This is a genomic window from Streptomyces sp. MB09-02B, assembly GCF_033794485.1.
GTDB lineage: Bacteria > Actinomycetota > Actinomycetes > Streptomycetales > Streptomycetaceae > Streptomyces.
This window is the reverse complement of sequence record NZ_JARGEE010000745.1, coordinates 1-2,301: the sequence shown is the minus strand read 5'-3', so window position 1 is coordinate 2,301 and position 2,301 is coordinate 1. Positions and strand designations below refer to the sequence as shown.

Annotated in this window: 1 protein-coding gene and 1 pseudogene; both read left to right on the top strand. The window is 72.2% G+C overall.

The window, feature by feature from the left end:
• The first annotated feature begins 183 nt into the window (after positions 1-183).
• The gene (locus tag P1P70_RS43585; RefSeq protein ID WP_319247902.1) at positions 184-2,079 is read left to right on the top strand and encodes an ABC transporter ATP-binding protein; all 1,896 of its coding nucleotides are present in this window, start codon (positions 184-186) and stop codon (positions 2,077-2,079) included.
• A pseudogene (locus tag P1P70_RS43580) lies at positions 2,076-2,301 on the top strand (hypothetical protein); the annotation flags it as partial. The gene P1P70_RS43585 and the pseudogene P1P70_RS43580, both read left to right, overlap by 4 nt.

Below are 2,301 nucleotides of genomic sequence, written 5' to 3'. Positions count from 1 at the left end.
CTGCGGGGGGTTGCGGGTGGGTCTTGCGGAGGTCGGTGACCGCGCGGGAAGCGGGAGGCCGGGAGTGGGGGCGCGGGGCGAGCCGGGAGCGGGGTCGCCGGGCGGTCGTAGGACTCACGGCCGATCGCGGTCCGGCCAAAACTCGGTGGGCGTTGTCAGTGGCGATCCGTAGGCTCGCTGCTGATGCCCACGACACGTGCAACCGCAGAGGAACCCGACCGGACCGAGGAACCAGGGGCGGCCTCCGAACCCGCGGAGCCCGAGCGGGCCGAGACGCCCGCGAAGGCGTCGGGGCGCTCCACCGTACGTACGCTGCTGCGGCTGTGGCCGTACGTACGGCCCGTCCGGGTGCGGCTGTCCGTCGCCGCGCTGGTCGCGATCGTCGCCTCCCTCGTGGGCCTGTTCATCCCGCTCGTCCTGAAGTGGATGGTGGACGGCCCGATCGCCGACCGGGACCCGGCGGGCGTGTGGCTCGGCGCGCTGTACCTGCTGCTGCTCGGGCTCGCCGAGGCCCTGCTTTTCGGCCTGCGGCGCTGGCTCGTGGCGCGGCCCCTCGCGGGGGTCGAGGCGTCGATGCGCGCGGATCTCTACCGCCATCTGCAACGCCTCCCGGTCGCCTTCCACGACCGCTGGGCCTCCGGTCAGCTCCTGTCGCGCGGGACGACCGATCTGATGCTGCTGCGGATGTTCCTCGCCTTCCCTCTGACGTTCCTGCTGGTCAACGCGGTGACCATCGTCGTCGGCGTGATCATCATGCTCGTCCAGGACTGGACACTGGGGCTCGTCATCCTGGGGCCGGTCGTTCCGGTGATCGTGACCTGCGTCGTCTTCGAGAGGAAGTACAACGCCGTCGCGCGCCTCGCGCAGGACCAGGTCGGCGACCTGACGACGGTCGTCGAGGAGAGCGTGCTCGGGATCCGCATCATCAAGGGGTTCGGACGGCACCGCAGCCAGGCGCGCGCGTTCCGTGAGCTGTCCCGGACGCTGCGCGGCACGGAGCTGCGCAAGGCTCGCCTCCTGTCGGCGATCTGGGGCGTCATCATCACGCTCCCCGAGATCGCGATCGGCGCGGCGCTCGTCCTCGGTGTCGTCCAGGTCGCCGACGGAGTGCTGTCGGCGGGCACCCTGGTCGCCTTCCTGTCCACCGCGCTCGCGCTGCGCTGGCCCGTCGACTCCATCGGTTTCCTCCTGGCGATGAGCCAGGAGGCGGCGACGGCGACGGAACGGTACTTCGAGGTGATGGACGAGAAGCCGGAGTCGTCGACGGCACCTGCCGGCGCGCGGCGCCCCCTCCACGACAGCGCCACCGGCACCGGCACCGGTACCGCGCAACAGGGCGGCCTCCGCTTCCACGACGTCACCTTCCGCTACCCCGACGCCGCCCCCGGCAGCGCCCCCACCCTCGACCGCATCGACCTGCACATCCGGCCGGGCGAGTCGATGGCCCTGGTCGGCGCCACCGGTTCCGGCAAGACCACCCTCACCGCCCTCGTCCCCCGCCTGCACGAGGTGACGTCCGGCCGCATCACGCTGGACGGCCACGACATCACCGAGATGGACCGGGACACGCTGCGCGCCCTGGTCGCCGTGGCCTTCGAGGAACCCACCCTGTTCTCCGCCACCGTCGGCGAGAACGTCCTGATGGGCGCCCCACCGGACGCGGGCGAACCCGAGCTGGACCGTGCCCTGGCCATCGCCCAGGCGGAGTTCGCGCACGCCCTCCCGCAGGGCACGGCCACCCAGGTGGGCGAGCAGGGCCTCAGCCTCTCCGGCGGCCAGCGGCAGCGTCTGGCCCTCGCCCGGGCGGTGGTCGGCAGACCCCGTTTCCTCGTCCTCGACGACCCGCTGTCGGCGCTGGACGTGCACACGGAGGCCGCGGTGGAGGCCGCGCTGCGCCGGGTGCTCGCGGAGACGACCGCGCTGATCGTGGCGCACCGCCCGTCGACCGTGCTGCTCGCCGACCGGGTCGCCCTCCTCTCCGACGGCCGGGTCACGGCCGTGGGCACCCACCAGGAACTGCTGCGCACCAACACCGAGTACGCCCATCTGATGTCCGGCACCGAGGAGGACGAGCGATGACGGCGCCCCTGACCACCGCGCCGAACAAGGAACCGAACGAGGAACCGAACGGGGAGCCGAACGGGGCGGACCCCACGTCGAGCGAGAAGCCGAACGGCGCGTCGGACGGGCGGCCGGCGGGCCGACCGGGCGCGGCGACGTCCCTGGAGAAGGCGCCCGACGGCCCCCGCGCCACCCCGCCTAACTATAAAACAACACGCACCATACACAAAAAAAACCATA